This is a genomic window from Rhodoferax sp. UBA5149 (assembly GCF_002413825.1).
Lineage (GTDB): Bacteria > Pseudomonadota > Gammaproteobacteria > Burkholderiales > Burkholderiaceae_C > Rhodoferax.
Genome location: NZ_DHXT01000045.1, coordinates 1 through 13,412 on the forward strand (window position 1 = coordinate 1; position 13,412 = coordinate 13,412).

At 58.2% G+C, this 13,412-nt stretch carries 13 protein-coding genes, 1 tRNA gene and 1 riboswitch; of the genes, 9 read left to right on the forward strand and 5 right to left on the reverse strand.

The genetic code is table 11. The features are described from left to right. The 4 genes from B3V69_RS03450 to B3V69_RS03465 form a co-directional block, all read left to right on the forward strand. A partial coding sequence (locus tag B3V69_RS03450) for a phenylalanine--tRNA ligase subunit beta (protein WP_296443831.1) occupies window positions 1–1,419 on the forward strand: 1,419 nt, incomplete at its 5' end. Window positions 1,420–1,456: 37 nt separating this feature from the next. Next, on the forward strand, window positions 1,457–1,792 hold the full coding sequence (locus B3V69_RS03455) for an integration host factor subunit alpha (RefSeq protein WP_296443834.1): 336 nt from the start codon (window positions 1,457–1,459) through the stop codon (window positions 1,790–1,792). Between the two features lie 103 nt (window positions 1,793–1,895). Next, complete coding sequence (locus B3V69_RS03460; RefSeq protein ID WP_296443836.1) at window positions 1,896–2,345, forward strand: MerR family transcriptional regulator; 450 nt, start codon at window positions 1,896–1,898, stop codon at window positions 2,343–2,345. Window positions 2,346–2,382: 37 nt separating this feature from the next. After that, window positions 2,383–2,459 (forward strand) — tRNA-Pro (locus B3V69_RS03465). 84 nt (window positions 2,460–2,543) lie between these two features. On the opposite strand, the gene B3V69_RS03470 is transcribed toward B3V69_RS03465, so the two are convergent. Both B3V69_RS03470 and B3V69_RS03475 read right to left on the reverse strand, forming a co-directional pair. Then, entirely contained in the window at window positions 2,544–3,158 is a 615-nt protein-coding gene (locus B3V69_RS03470; protein WP_296443838.1) for a 2-hydroxychromene-2-carboxylate isomerase, read from the reverse strand. Window positions 3,159–3,170: 12 nt separating this feature from the next. Next, the gene (locus tag B3V69_RS03475) at window positions 3,171–3,890 is read right to left on the reverse strand and encodes a glutathione binding-like protein (protein ID WP_296443840.1); all 720 of its coding nucleotides are present in this window, start codon (window positions 3,888–3,890) and stop codon (window positions 3,171–3,173) included. A gap of 167 nt (window positions 3,891–4,057) precedes the next feature. Here B3V69_RS03475 and B3V69_RS03480 point away from each other — a divergent pair, with 167 nt between their 5' ends. Both B3V69_RS03480 and B3V69_RS03485 read left to right on the forward strand, forming a co-directional pair. Next, window positions 4,058–5,368, forward strand: a complete 1,311-nt coding sequence (locus B3V69_RS03480) for an HD-GYP domain-containing protein (protein ID WP_296443842.1) — start codon at window positions 4,058–4,060, stop codon at window positions 5,366–5,368. Next, entirely contained in the window at window positions 5,365–7,773 is a 2,409-nt protein-coding gene (locus B3V69_RS03485; RefSeq protein WP_296443843.1) for a sensor domain-containing protein, read from the forward strand. Before B3V69_RS03480 ends, B3V69_RS03485 begins: the two co-directional genes overlap by 4 nt. Before the next feature lie 47 nt (window positions 7,774–7,820). Here the strand turns inward: B3V69_RS03485 and B3V69_RS03490 are convergent, their stop codons facing one another. From B3V69_RS03490 to B3V69_RS03500, 3 genes are all read right to left on the reverse strand, one after another. Beyond that, window positions 7,821–8,639 carry a sulfite exporter TauE/SafE family protein gene (locus B3V69_RS03490; protein ID WP_296443845.1) on the reverse strand — a complete coding sequence of 273 codons (819 nt, stop codon included), beginning with the start codon at window positions 8,637–8,639 and terminating at the stop codon, window positions 7,821–7,823. A gap of 239 nt (window positions 8,640–8,878) precedes the next feature. Then, on the reverse strand, window positions 8,879–9,238 hold the full coding sequence (locus tag B3V69_RS03495) for a cell division protein ZapA (protein ID WP_296443847.1): 360 nt from the start codon (window positions 9,236–9,238) through the stop codon (window positions 8,879–8,881). Next, window positions 9,235–9,465, reverse strand: a complete 231-nt coding sequence (locus B3V69_RS03500; RefSeq protein ID WP_296443849.1) for a DUF904 domain-containing protein — start codon at window positions 9,463–9,465, stop codon at window positions 9,235–9,237. The genes B3V69_RS03495 and B3V69_RS03500 overlap by 4 nt, the downstream gene beginning before the upstream one ends. Before the next feature lie 36 nt (window positions 9,466–9,501). Next, window positions 9,502–9,736: riboswitch (cobalamin riboswitch) on the forward strand. Between the two features lie 72 nt (window positions 9,737–9,808). Here B3V69_RS03500 and B3V69_RS03505 point away from each other — a divergent pair. The 3 genes from B3V69_RS03505 to B3V69_RS03515 form a co-directional block, all read left to right on the forward strand. After that, window positions 9,809–11,677 (forward strand): TonB-dependent receptor plug domain-containing protein, encoded by a 1,869-nt coding sequence (locus B3V69_RS03505; RefSeq protein WP_296443850.1) that lies wholly within the window; start codon window positions 9,809–9,811, stop codon window positions 11,675–11,677. Window positions 11,678–11,689: 12 nt separating this feature from the next. Then, the gene (locus B3V69_RS03510; RefSeq protein ID WP_296443851.1) at window positions 11,690–13,096 is read left to right on the forward strand and encodes a cobyrinate a,c-diamide synthase; all 1,407 of its coding nucleotides are present in this window, start codon (window positions 11,690–11,692) and stop codon (window positions 13,094–13,096) included. Next, window positions 13,089–13,412: ABC transporter substrate-binding protein (locus tag B3V69_RS03515; protein WP_296443853.1), on the forward strand; the 324-nt coding region annotated here is incomplete at its 3' end. The genes B3V69_RS03510 and B3V69_RS03515, both read left to right, overlap by 8 nt.

The following is a 13,412-nucleotide window of genomic DNA, read 5'->3' on the forward strand; positions in this document are numbered from 1 at the left end:
GCCTTCTGGTGGCCCAAAGCCATCGCGGGTCGGTCACGCCGCTTCAACTTCTCCACCGATGCCGGTCACCGGTTTGAGCGTGGCGTCGATCCGAGCCAGACCGTGGAGCACATCGAGCGCATCACGCAGTTGATCATTGATATTTGCGGCACTGATAGCACAGTTTGCGGCCCGATCGACGACCTGCAGGTGAACCTGCCCGTTGCCGTTGCGGTCAGCCTGCGCGTGGCACGTGCCAGCAAGGTCATTGGCATGCCGCTGACGCAGGCGCAATGTGCCGACGCGCTGACGCGCCTGGCGTTGCCCGTCACACAGGGCGACGGTATCATCACAGTGACTCCGCCGCCATACCGCTTTGATCTGCAAATTGAAGAAGATCTGATCGAAGAAGTGGCCCGCATGGTCGGCTACAACAACCTGCCACATACGCCGCCACAGGCACCCATCACCGCCAAGATTCGCCCCGAGGCGCAGCGCAGTCCGTTCGCCGTGCGCCGTGCCATCGCTGCGCTGGGTTATCAAGAGACCATCAACTTCAGTTTTGTTGAAGAGCGTTGGGAGCATGAGCTAGCCGGAAATTCCAACCCGATCAAACTGCTCAACCCCATAGCGAGCCAGATGAGCGTGATGCGCTCGTCCCTGTTGGGCTCGTTGCTACAAGTTTTGAAGTTCAACCTCGACCGCAAAGCCCAACGCGTGCGCGTATTTGAGTTGGGGCGCGTCTTCTTGCGCGATGCTTCGGTTCAAAACACCGACACGACCGTTGAAGGCTTTCATCAGCCCATGCGCATCGCGGGCATGGTGTGTGGCAGTGCCGACGCGTTGCAGTGGGGGCGCAAAGAACAGGGCAGCGATTTCTTTGATATCAAGGGTGACGTAGAAGCATTGCTGGCGCCCCACAAGCCCACCTTCGTACCCGCAGAACATCCCGCCATGCATCCGGGGCGCTGCGCCCGCGTCTTGCTGGATGGCGCGTCGATTGGTTTTGTGGGCGAGCTGCATCCTCGCTGGCGCCAGGCCTACGATCTGGCACAAGCGCCCCTCATGTTTGAGCTGGAGCTTGACGCCGTGCTGCAACGCCAAGTGCCGGTGTTCAAGGCCGTGGCCAAGCATCAAGCGGTGGAACGCGACATTGCCGTGATGGTGGATGAAAAAATAACCCATGCGGCTTTGATGGGCGCCGTTTGGGCCGCCCCAACGGCGGGCCTGCTGCGCGATGCCACCTTGTTTGACGTCTATCGTCCGAAACCCGCAAAAAACCCGGATGGTGCTGCCGTGCCAAGCTTTGAGAAAAGTTTGGCAGTGCGCCTGACGCTCAACAGCGAAGACCTCACCCTGACCGAAGAGCAAATCGACACCGCGGTTCACGCTGTCGTGAGTTCGTTGGTGGCTACCTTGGGTGCCCGGCAGCGTGCCTGAGCCGTTACAGTCTACCCAAACAAGAAACGAGGACTGAATGGATATCTCGGTTGAAAGCCTGGAAACCCCGGCGCTGACTAAAGCGCAGCTCGCTGAATTGCTGTTTGCGCAAATTGGCCTGAACAAACGCGAATCCAAGGACATGATTGACGCGTTTTTTGACCTGGTTTCTGACAGTCTGGTTGAAGGGGATGACGTCAAGATATCAGGCTTTGGCAACTTTCAGATTCGTACCAAGGCGCCGCGCCCGGGGCGCAACCCCCGAACCGGTGAGGCCATCCCCATTCAGGCCCGCCGTGTGGTGACCTTTCATGCCAGTCACAAACTCAAAGAACAAATTCAGGATGAAGGGCGCACGTTTTCAGTGCTTTAGTGTCGGCTTTTGTCTATTTGATGCTCAGAGATCAATTGCGGCTTTACAGACGGCAGTGACTTAGAGTAATCTCGAAACTTTCTCTCCTATAGCATTGATTTCAATGGAGAAAGCTCTCCCCCCCATACCTGCGAAACGCTATTTCACCATCGGTGAGGTCGGTGATTTATGCGGCGTCAAACCTCACGTGCTACGGTATTGGGAGCAGGAGTTCACGCAGCTGCGCCCCATGAAGCGGCGTGGCAACCGCCGTTACTACCAGCACCATGAAGTGCTGATGATCCGCCGTATCCGGGATTTGCTCTACGATCAGGGCTTCACCATCAGCGGCGCCCGCAACAAAATGCAGGAAATCCTGCAAACCGAGCGTGACAAGAAACACAATGGTGAAGTGCTGCTGGATGATGTTGAATTCATTGAGTTCAGTGATTCCGCACTGAATGACTTTAAAGACAGTCAGCCCGGCGCCTCTCTAGAGGGTGTTTCAGACCGCTTGCTGTTCGTGCGACGCGAACTGTTTGAAATTCGTGACCTGCTCTCGATCACGCATTAAATTTTGATGTTCTAGCGGTTATAATTGAAAGCTAGATCGGTGTGTGGCGCAGCCTGGTAGCGCACTTGCATGGGGTGCAAGGGGTCGAAGGTTCGAATCCTTTCACACCGACCAAGACCAATTGATGAGGGTTAGCAGGCGAGTTCCCGCTAACCCTTTTGTCATTCTTGAGCTTGATGGGTAAGCCAGGAAGCGACTTCAACTTTCGCCATCATGGCGCACTCGTAATATTGCCGCCTTCACCAGCGGCAGCCGGTCGTTGCCAAAATACATATCGTCACCCAGGTAGATCGTGGGTGAACCAAATCCGCCACGCCGGATGACTTCTTCGGTGTTGGCCTTGAGTTGCGCCTTGATGCTAGGCTGTGCAATGCCGGCCAAGAATGCATCCCCATCGATGCCCAGCTGCGCGCAGATTTTTAAGAGCACTGTATCCTGCGAAATGTCTTCTTCGCGCGACCAGTAGGCCTCAAACACGGCGCTGGCAAAGGCTACCAGTTTGCCTTGCGACTCCAGCCAGATGCAGCCACGCATGGCCTTGACGCTGTTGACCGGGAACACCTTGGGTGGCATGACGATCTTCAGGCCGGAATCATGCGCCCAGTCCTGCAGGTCTTTGAGCATGTAGGCCATTTTGGCGGGCACCGGGTTGTCGCGCATCGCGTAAACGCTGGGGTTGACGCTGTTGAAAATGCCGCCGACCAGCACCGGTCGCCAACGGATGGGTTCATTCAACTCGGCGGCCAGGGGCTGGATGTTGTGAAAGGCGAGATAGGTCCAGGGGCTGGAGCAATCAAAGAAAAATTCAATCATGATCAATGGTTTTCAGTTGAGTTTGTGGTCACCATCGCGCACGCTTTGCGCCGTCTGTCCAAACAGCGCCTTGCGAGCTTCTTCGGTCATCGTGCCCGCACGCAATTCCTTGCCAAAATCAAGCCCGCGCTTGAGAGCGGGGCGCAGGAACAGCGCGTTGTACCAGCGCTCCACATGGGGAAAGTCGTCGAGCGATACCTCCTGTGCTTTATGGGTTCGTATCCATGGAAAGATGGCCATATCGGCAATGGAGTATGTCGGCCCCGCCACGAACGCGCCCGTTCGCCCCAATTGGGTGTTGAGCACGCCGTAGAGCCGGTTCACTTCCTTGCTGTAGCGGTCAATTGCGTAAGGGATTTTTTCCGGGGCGTAAAGCAAAAAATGACCGTTTTGCCCTGCCATGGGACCCAGTCCACCCATTTGCCACATCAGCCACTGCAAGACCTGGCTGCGACCGCGCACATCGCTTGGCATGAAGAGTCCCGTTTTCTCGGCAAGGTAAATCAGAATCGCGCCACTCTCAAACACGGCGATCGGCTCACCACCGCCGGTGGGGGCATGGTCAACGATGGCGGGCATGCGGTTGTTGGGACTGATCGCCATAAATTCTGGCGTGAACTGCTCTCCCTTGCCAATGTTGACAGCTACCAGCCGGTAGGGCAGGCCACATTCTTCCAGCATGATGGAAATTTTCCAGCCATTGGGCGTGGGCCAGTAATGCAAATCGATCATGGAGCTCCCTTGTAAAAAATAGTCATGATATTCTCGAACGTCAATGCCCGACATCTTCACTGTCACCATGAATACCGCTGTCGCCATTGGCACGTCGATACCATGAGAATTTTGGTGGCAATTATCATTGCGGTGATGGTGGGCTTGGGTTCCATAACGAATTGCCTATGAACGAAGCCCCGTCCGAATTTATTGATATCCAGCAGCTGCAAATAGGCATGTTCATCGAGCTTGAACTGGGCTGGATGTCGCACCCTTTTCCCAAGGGTAGTTTCAAAATTTCATCCGAGAAGCAGATCGAGGTTATTCGGGGTCTTGGGCTAAAGCGCATTCGCTACGTACCCGGGAAAAGCGACATCGCGCTCGGATCGCCAGTGGCCGAGGTGCTCGAGTCCACGGCGGCGGGCAGTAGCGAGACCGGGGAAGCCGAGGCTGAGCGGGCCCAGGCGGAAGCCGAGGAACTTCGCCTTCGAAAACAGAGAAGTGACTTGCTGAGCGCGCAGCAACGCGATATGGCCGTGTGCGAACGTCGTTTTGGCGAGGCCATTCGTCAGTACAAGCTGACGGTGGAGCAGCTCAACTCAAAGCCCCGCGCCGCCATGGAACAGTGCCTTGGAATGGTCAACACCTTTGTCGGTGAGTTGTTGGGGGACGGTGAATCGGTTATTCGTCTGTTGTCTGACGGCATGGGGGACAAAGCCTCCATGCACCCGGTGAACGTGACCATTGTTTCCCTGCTGCTCGGCAAGTCCCTGGGTTTGCCTCTGTCAGACATGGTTGATCTGGGCATGGCAGCGTTCTTGCATGACATCGGCAAAACCCAGTTGCCCGACCGGGTTCGCTGGTTGGAAGAAAACTTCTCATCGGCCGAGTACAAGCTGTACCAGGAGCATGTCGGGCAGGGGGTCACCTTGGGTCGGCGCATGGAGCTGACGGCCGGGGCCTTGCAGGCCATTGCCCAACATCATGAGTTGATCGACGGCAGCGGTTTCCCCGCCCACCTCAAGGGCGACAGCTTGTCCATGCCGGCCAAAATCCTGGCGCTGGTCAATCGGTATGAAAACCTGTGCAACCCTGGCCGACCAACCGCCGCCATCACACCGCATGAAGCCCTGTCGCTGATCTTTGCCCAATTGAAAACGCGTTTTGACAGTGTGGCCCTTAGTGCATTTATTCGCATGATGGGGGTGTATCCCCCGGGTTCCATCGTGCAACTGGTCGATGAGCGATTTGCCCTCGTGGTGTCGGTCAACTCGTCGCGGCCGCTCAAGCCTCGCGTGCTGGTGCATGAGCCCTGTGTTTCAAAACACGAGGCACTGATTCTGGATTTGGAATATGAACCCACTATCGGAATTCGGCGTAGCCTCAAATCGGCCAGTTTGCCCAAGGCCGCCCTGGAGTATCTGGCACCCCGTCAGCGGATTTGTTATTTCTTTGAAAAACTGAGTGATCTGCCGCCAGACGAGGTAACGCCATGAAACCCAGCGCGTGGGGCGCCTTGATTGAAGGCTTGCTGGAGGCGGCATGGTTGGTTGATCCCGTGAGTCTTCGCATCCTCGCTGTCAATCGCGCGGCGGGTGACTTGCTCGGTCTGGCGTCAGAGGATCTGATTGGTAAACCGGTCATCGAATTGACCGCCACGCCCGAAGACCAGTTTTTTTGGGAAGATATTGCCGCGGGTCTGACCGATGGCATTCACTCGGAAACCCTGTTACGCGGTGCCGATGGTCTGGCCGTGCCCGTGGAACGGCGTGTCAGCCGGGTGTGGCCCGAGGTTGATCGCGCGGTGTATGTGGTTGGCATACGCGATTTGCGTCAGCAGCGCCGCACCGAAGATGAGCTTGCGCGATTGGTGGCGGAACTGCGGGCCACACTCGAATCAACAGCCGATGGCATTTTGGTCACTGATCTGAACGGCGACATCCGAAACTACAACCGGAACTTTGCCGCGCTATGGGATGTGCCCGAGGACCTGTTGCTCAAGCGAAACGACAGGGCCTTGTACGCCCATCTTGCCAGCCGGGTGCTGGATGGCGGACCGTACCAGAAGCGGCTCCTGGAGATCGCCGACAGCCCCGCGCTGGAGACCTCCGATATATTGGTTTTGGTCACGGGACGCGTGCTGGAGCGGGTGACCCGGCCGCAATACAGCAAAGGACAACCGACGGGGCGGGTGTTTTCTTTTCGTGACATCACGCAAGCGATGGATGCCGAGTCCAGGCTGCGCCTGGCAGCGAAGGTTTTTGAGTCGAGTCTGGATGCCATTTTCATCACGGACCCTAACTTTGTCATCCTTGCCGTCAATCCCATATGCGAGCGCCTGATTGAAAATCCCCAAGCCCAATTGATGGGGGCATCGCCCCAGGATTTTTTCCATGACCCGCACGATCCCGAACTCATTTCACGGGTTGAACAAAAGCTGAGCGATGAGGGTTTCTGGCAGGGTCCGGTTTGGCTCAAAAGAAAAAATCATGCCGCTTGCGCGGTTCAGGTTTCCTGGACCCTGTTGCGCGACGAGCAGGGTCTTGTGTTGCACAGCATCTGTTTTTTCAAGGATTTGACGGAAGAACTGGCGGCTCAAAAACGCATTGACCAACTGGCTTACAGCGACGCCCTGACCGGTTTGCCGAACCGCTTGCTGCTGTCGCAACGGGTTGATTTTGCCCTGCGCACGGCAGAGAGGAACGGCGCCGAGTTTGGTGTTTTCTTTGTTGACCTTGACCGCTTTAAAAATATCAACGATTCGTTGGGACGCACTTTCGGGGACCGCGTTTTGATCGATGTGGCCGAGCGCATCAAGCGGTGTTTGCGAGACGTCGACACCCTGTGCCGACTGGGCGGCGACGAGTTCGTCATTTTTTCGCACGCGATTGACGCCCATGGCGCCGAAGTGTTGGCGCGCCGCGTTCTTGACGCCATCGGGCGACCGTTTCAGATTGATGAAATGAGTTTTTCCGTCGGTTGCAGCATCGGCGTAGCGCTGTGTCCGGAAGATGGCAAGTCGCTGGATGAGTTGGTCAAATGCGCCGACACCGCGATGCATCTGGTCAAGGAGCGCGGGCGCGGCAGTTTTCGCTTTTATCAACCCCAGATGAATGTCGATTTACTGTCCCGCATGAAGATGGACCATGCCATGCGCCAGGCCATGGAGCAGGGCTTGTTCCGGCTGCATTACCAGCCGCAGATTTCCTTGTCCACAGGGCAGTTGTTGGGTGCCGAAGCCTTGATTCGCTGGTCGGATGCTGAACTCGGCAATGTGTCGCCAGCGCTGTTTATTCCCTTGGCGGAGGAGTCTGGTTTCATCATCACGATCGGCAACTGGGTGCTGGAGGAGGCTGTGCGGCAAGCGGTGGTCTGGCAAAACCGCGGCACGCCCGTCACGGTGTCGATCAACGTGTCCGCGCTGCAGTTTCAGCAGTCCAATTTTGTGGGAATCGTCGCCGCCGTACTGAGAGCGGCGGGACTGGCGCCCCAGTTGCTGGAACTGGAGCTGACCGAGTCCATTCTGGTCAGGGACGCCAATGAGGCCCTGGAGCGCCTGCATGATTTGGCGGCGCTCGGCGTGGTCATGTCCATTGACGACTTCGGCACCGGCTATTCCAGCCTGGCTTACCTGAAAAAATTCCCCATTTCCAAGCTCAAAATTGACCAATCATTTGTCATGGGCTTGCCTGAAGACGAAAGTGACCGCGCGATTGTGAGCGCCACGATCGGCATGGCGCGCGGCCTCAAGTTGAAAGTGGTCGCCGAGGGTGTGGAAACCATGGCGCAAAAAAACTATCTGGCGGGACTGGACTGCGAAGCTTTTCAGGGCTATCTGTGTTCACCTGGGCTGCCGGCGGATGAGTTTGAACGGCTCATGGCGTCCTTGCCACACAGTTAACAGTTGACGGGGTCACCCAGGGCTACTGAATTCGGCGTGCTCAGGCTTTACACGCTGACCAGACCCTTGTACAGCATGTAGGCCGCCAGCACGTACAGGATGCTGGCAAACACGCGCTTGAGCTGCTTCACCGGCAGCATGTGCGCGGCCCGGGCGCCCATCGGCGCGGTCAGCACGCTGCAGGCCGCAATCACGCCCAGCGCGGGCAACCAGATGTAGCCGAACGAATAGGGTGGCAGGTTCTGCAAACTTTGGCCGCTGATGACATAGCCCACCACATTGGCCAGCGCAATGGGAAAGCCGAGCGCGGCCGAGGTGGCTACCGCGTTGTGAATGGCGACGTTGCACCACGTCATAAAAGGCACGCTGACAAAGCCGCCCCCGGCACCCACCAGTCCCGACAAAAAGCCGATCACGCCACCGGCGCCGATGAGGCCGCCCGTACCGGGCACCTGCCGCGTCGGGGCCGGCTTCTTGTCCAGAAACATCTGAGTCGCAGAGAAACTCACGAAGGCGGCAAAAAACAGCGCCAGCCAAGAGCCCTTGAGCAGGGAAAAAACGCCGAGGCTGGCCAGCGCACCGCCCAGTACGATGCCCGGCGCCAGGCCCTTGACCAGATCCCAGCGCACGAAGCCGCGTTGCTGGTGGGCGCGCACGCTGGACATCGACGTGAAAATGATGGTGGCCATCGAGGTGGCAATCGCCATTTTGACCGCGAGGTCAGGTCCCACGCCGCGGCCTGACAGGATGATGGTGATGAAGGGCACCATCATCATGCCGCCCCCAATACCCAGCAGGCCCGCCAGAAAGCCGGTGCCCAGGCCGAGCATGGCAAGTTGAATGATCAGCAGGGGTTCAAAATTCATGGAGGAGGGGAGAAAAGGTGTCTGCAAGTGCCACCGGACCGGCATCCTGAACCGGGGTTCAGGTGGGCGAGGTCAGCGCTGGCCTTGGGTTCATCTAACGCGAGATGATCACGCTGGCAAGGCAATGTTCCAAGCCCGGGCTCTATGAGCATTGGTTCAAGGAAATATAAAGCCCGGCGAGCACTGCAGACAATGACGATTGTAGAGCGTGCTAAGCGGGTGTCGAGAAAATTGATGGCTTAAATCAGACGGCCGTCTTCGCCCAGTGCAACATCCAGGCGCCCAAGCAAAGAGGTCAGCAGCAGGTCGTCGCCTTCCCCTTTCGATTGCGGGTCAGGGGCCGTACCAGACTTCACGTCCGGCTTGGGCGCAGGGGCTCGTGCCGGTGCTGCGACGCTGCCCCGGTCGGCCAGATCAAACGCCAAGTTCAAGGCGGCCAGCACGGCGATGCGGTCACGCGCCCGGACTTTGCCGCCATCACGAATTTTGCACATCGCGGTGTCCACGCGTTCGACCGCTTCGAGCAGGCGGGAATCTCCGCCGTCGGGGCAACCCAGCAGGTAGCTCTGCCCCATGATTTGTACTTCGAGTTGTTTCATTCAGTGCCTTTTTGCTTGCCACTGCCCGCCGCCTCAGGCAAGCGCTCCAGGAGGGCGTCTACGCGCGCACGCGCCGCACCGAGTCGGGATTTGAGGGAATCGCGCTCTTGGGCAAGGGATTCGACCTGCGCGCTGAGCAACACGTTGGTGCGCTGGAGCTCTTCATAACGCACCAGCAAACGCTCCACACGCTCAGCAATTTGGTCGATTTGGGAGTAGTTCGACATAGGTCTCGTATTGTAGGGTTGGCGACGGCAAACGGTTGTAAAATCCGCCGGTTGGTGCTCGCGGTGTGGTTCACACGCCGCAGTTCAACGGGAAGCAGGAGGGTTTGCCGTCAACCGCAAACCTAACCTGCGCTGCCCCCGCAACGGTAAGTGGACGAATCCTCCGCGATTCTGCTTCCATCATGGTCACTGAGCGTTCTGAACACGCGCTTGGGAAGGCGATGGAGGTTGTTCCACCAGCCCGGATACCGGCCAACAAGGTGGTTGCACGTCCGCGTGCTGCCGTGACGCTCATGCACTGTCGGGGACGACGGTGACGGCTTTTGTTGACTCTTTCTATTTCATGAAAACTTGTATTTTTTCTGTGCCAGCGCGTGCATTTGTGTTGTTTCGCGTGTCCGCTCTTTCTCTTGCCGTGGCTGCCGTATTCCCATCGCATGCTCAGAGTCAGCTCAAGGAAACCGTGGTTACCGCTAACCGTTCCGAGCAACTGTTAACGGAAGCTCTTCCCCATACAACAGTTATTGGGCGCGACGTCATCGAGCGTTCCCAGGCGGTGGACCTGTCATCTTTACTATCAAGCGAGGCTGGTTTTCAATTCACGCAGAACGGCGGGCGTGGCACGACAGCTAACCTGTTTTTACGAGGCAGTGCCGCGCTGCAGGTGCTGGTCCTGATAGACGGCGTACCGCTAACAAAGCAGGACACTGCGGGTAACGTGAGCTTGGAGAACATCATGCTCGACCAAGTGGAGCGCGTGGAGATCGTGCGCGGTAACGTGTCGGCAATTTACGGCAGTGGCGCTATCGGTGGCGTGATCCAAGTGTTCACGCGTCAAGGACAAGGTGCACCGAAGGGCTTCGCCCAACTCGAAGTCGGCTCTTATGGAAGCGTGCGCTCCTCGGCAGGGTTAAGCGGGCAAGCCGGTGATACACGATTCTCGTTGGGCGTTGGCCACCACAAGACGGACGGCTTCTCTGTCATGGATGCTAAGCAGTTCCCTAATGAAAACCCGGATTCTCATGGTTACAGCAATACCAACTACAACCTGGGTCTTTCGCAGGAGTTGCTTAGGGGACACACGTTGGGCCTGCGCGCGCAAGGAAGTGACGGTGAGGTTAAATTCAACGGTGGCGGCTTTGGCGCACTGACTGATATTTACAAAGGACGTACCACGCTAAGCACCTGGTCTATCTACAGTCGCAATCAGATCACCAATGACTGGTATAGCGAACTGACATTTAGTGACGGCCGCGAGAGTTCGGTTTACGACGCCAATATGACGGCTTTTCCATACAGCAGCGAGGCTGTGACGAGCAGCCGCACGCTCAACTGGACGAACTCCGTGGCCTTGGGTTCCTGGTTGCTGACGGCTGGCCTTGAGGGACAGCGCCAGATGATTGATGCGACGGACAGTTTCGCGACTCAGCTCAACCGGGAGCGTGGTGTAAGGGCTGTGTTCGCGGGTTTGGCTGGTACGGTTGGCCTGCATTCACTACAGTTCAATGTGCGTCGGGATGATGCTGATGGCCTTGCAGCGAAGAGCACCGGTTATGCCGGCTACGGTTTCCAGTTGACGCCAACATGGAAGGGCATTGCCACTGCCTCGACAGCATTCAACCTACCACCGTTGGGCTATCTTTACGACCTGTATTCGGGTAACCCTGCATTGCAACCAGAAACTGCGCGCTCCGTCGAACTGGGTGTGCAATGGGCGCAGGGGGCGCAGAGGGTACGCGCCACGGCGTTCAAGACTCAAATTTCAAATATGTTGCTCTATGACTTTTCGACCTCACGTTTCAATAACGTTACCGATGTATCCAACAACGGTGTTGAGGTCAGTTACAGCGGCAAGGTAGGCCGCACTGACCTGCACGCTAGCCTGACACTGCAAGACCCGGTGGACGAGACCACCGGTCAGCAATTGATTCGTCGCGCTCGCACCATGGCTTCCTTCGGTGTTTCGGCTCCGCTGGGCCAATGGACCCTGGGTGCTGATCTACGTTATACCGACGCGCGTCCAGATACGCCAACCAACCCGTCGTTGCCGTCCTACACCTTGGCCAATCTCACGGGACGGTATACCGTGACGCCGGAAGTTGCAGTCACGGCCCGTATCGAAAACTTGTTTGACAGCCAGTACCAGACGGCTTATGGCTATAACCAGTCGGGTCGTGCCGTCTATGTCGGTATTCTTTGGACCCAGAAGTAAGCGTTTAGGACCGTGATCAAGCCATCAACACGCTCACTTGACGAGACAGCTAGAGTCACCTGCCCCGCCGTTCTCATCGCCGCCCCGGCCTCCGGCCAGGGCAAGACCACCGTGGCAGCGGCCCTGGCGCGCCTGCACACTCGCCAGGGCCGCACTGTGCGCGTCTTCAAATGCGGGCCGGATTTTCTGGATCCGCACTGGCTCACGCTTGCCAGTGATGCGCCGGTGCATCAGATGGACTTGTGGATGACGGGCGAGTCCGATTGTCGCGCGCGGCTGGCGGCGGCGGCTCTAGAGGCAGACCTGATCATCGTGGAAGGTGTGATGGGTTTGTTTGATGGCGAGCCGAGTGCCGCCGATCTGGCGCAACGTTTCGGTTTGCCGGTGCTGGCGGTGATCGATGCGTCCGCCATGGCAGGCACTTTTGGTGCGCTGGCTTTTGGTTTGCAGCACTACCAGCCTCATCTGCCATGGGCCGGTGTATTGGCAAACCGGGTCGCCAGTGAGCGCCATGCGGGCATGTTGAAAGACAGTGTGCGCGAGCCAGAACAGTGGCTGGGCGCCCTGATGCGCAACCCGGCCATGAGCTTGCCCGAACGTCACCTGGGGCTGACGGTGGCCAGCGAGGTCAGTGATGCGTTGGAGCGGCTCGATGCCGCAGCCGATGTTCTTGCCACAACGCCTTTGGGTCGGATGTCCTTGTCTGACTTGAAACGCTGGAACGTGGCGTTCGAGGTGGGGGATGACGTCGGGACCACGCTGGCGGACGTCAAACCCCTGGCCGGTCGCACCGTCGCCATCGCCCGCGACGCCGCATTTTGTTTTATCTACGCGGCTAACCTGGACTGCCTGCAGGCCTTGGGTGCGCAATTGGTGTTTTTCTCGCCGTTGGCGGACAGCGCTTTGCCGGCCTGTGACGCAGTGTGGCTACCCGGCGGCTATCCCGAGTTGCACGCCGACCGGCTGGCCGCCAACACGTCAATGCGTGACAGTCTGGCGGCCCATGTGGCGCGGCACAAGCCAGTTTGGGCCGAATGCGGCGGCATGATGGTGCTGTTTGACGCGCTCGTCACGGTGGATGGCCAGAGCCACGTCCAGTGGGGTTTGCTACCGGGCACCGTCACCATGCAAAAGCGCTTGGCGGCGCTGGGGCCGCAGCAGTTGGCGATGGCCGACGGCGTGCTGCGGGGTCATACTTTTCACTATTCCACCTGCGCGACACCGCTGACTGGCAGTTTTCGCACGGCGCGCCCTGACAGCGAGCCAGCAACCGACGCGGGTGAGGCGGTGTACCACGTGGGTTCGATTCGAGCCAGTTATTTTCACGCGTGGTTTGCGTCCAGACCGGCCGCTACGGCGGCCTTGTTCGATGCCACTGTCAACCTCGAAGCAATGCCAGCAGGAGGCTTGAATGACTGACCGTTTTGCGTTTCCACAAGGTCCGCAGCGCATCGTCTGCATGACCGAAGAAACCACCGAGTGGCTCTACCTGCTGGGGCAGGAGCGCCGCATCGTCGGTATTTCGGGCTACACCGTGCGCCCGCCCCGGGCGCGGGCCGAGAAGCCGCGCGTCAGCGCTTTCACCAGCGCCAAAATCGACAAGATTTTGGACCTGCAGCCCGACTGTGTCTTCGGCTTTTCCGATATGCAGGCTGACATCGCCGCGGCGCTGATCCGCCAGGGCGTGCAGGTGACGGTGTTCAACCAGCGCAGCGTGGCCGAGATCTTTTCCATG

Coding starts and splice junctions, on each gene's coding strand:
- B3V69_RS03505 (WP_296443850.1), top strand. CDS start 9,809: ATGAAAACTTGTATTTTTTCTGTGCCAGCGCGTGCATTTGTGTTGTTT.
- B3V69_RS03495 (WP_296443847.1), bottom strand. CDS start 9,238: ATGAAACAACTCGAAGTACAAATCATGGGGCAGAGCTACCTGCTGGGT.
- B3V69_RS03485 (WP_296443843.1), top strand. CDS start 5,365: ATGAAACCCAGCGCGTGGGGCGCCTTGATTGAAGGCTTGCTGGAGGCG.
- B3V69_RS03470 (WP_296443838.1), bottom strand. CDS start 3,158: ATGATTGAATTTTTCTTTGATTGCTCCAGCCCCTGGACCTATCTCGCC.
- B3V69_RS03480 (WP_296443842.1), top strand. CDS start 4,058: ATGAACGAAGCCCCGTCCGAATTTATTGATATCCAGCAGCTGCAAATA.
- B3V69_RS03460 (WP_296443836.1), top strand. CDS start 1,896: ATGGAGAAAGCTCTCCCCCCCATACCTGCGAAACGCTATTTCACCATC.
- B3V69_RS03475 (WP_296443840.1), bottom strand. CDS start 3,890: ATGATCGATTTGCATTACTGGCCCACGCCCAATGGCTGGAAAATTTCC.
- B3V69_RS03455 (WP_296443834.1), top strand. CDS start 1,457: ATGGATATCTCGGTTGAAAGCCTGGAAACCCCGGCGCTGACTAAAGCG.
- B3V69_RS03500 (WP_296443849.1), bottom strand. CDS start 9,465: ATGTCGAACTACTCCCAAATCGACCAAATTGCTGAGCGTGTGGAGCGT.
- B3V69_RS03490 (WP_296443845.1), bottom strand. CDS start 8,639: ATGAATTTTGAACCCCTGCTGATCATTCAACTTGCCATGCTCGGCCTG.